General features: G+C 57.0%; 1 pseudogene. It reads right to left on the reverse strand.

Annotated elements, in window-relative coordinates:
* Positions 1-522: pseudogene (locus AC2D8P_RS16670) on the reverse strand (IS5 family transposase); the annotation flags it as partial.
* Positions 523-574 lie beyond the last annotated feature (52 nt).

Here is a 574-nt window from a genome sequence, read left to right on the forward strand (position 1 = left end):
CATAGGCCCGATCCATGATCATGGTTGCGCCCTGAGGTGGTGCCTGCCAGTTTGCCAGCAGGGCACGGCCCTCGGGTGCATCATGGGCGTTGCCGCCAGAGAGGCTAAAAGTCAGCGCAAAACGGTCATTTGCGGCGATTAGGTGGACTTTGGTGTTCCACCCGCCACGTGACTTACCAATCGATTGCTGTCCGTTTTTTTGGGCGCGCCGGTGCCATCAGGATGGACCTTGACCGACGTGCTGTCGAGGCCAAGGCAATCGACCGACACACGGATCATGTGGTGTTCTTGCAGCGCATCAAAAAGCCGGTCCAGCACGCCGGCATCCGCCCAACGGCGCATTCGGGTATAAACGGTGTGCCACTTGCCAAACCGGGGCGGCAAGGCGCGCCATTTGCAGCCATTCTCGGCGACAAACAGGATCGCGTTGATCACGGTAAGGTTCGAAACCCGTACATTCCCGCGCTGAACCGGAAGATAAGGCTCAATCAACGCGTACTGCTTTTCTGTTATCTCATTCATAACAATGGTTTAGCAGAAGCGGGCATCAGACGGTAGTGTTAACAGGCCCTAG

The sequence above is a fragment of the Roseovarius sp. YIN77 genome, assembly GCF_057219155.1.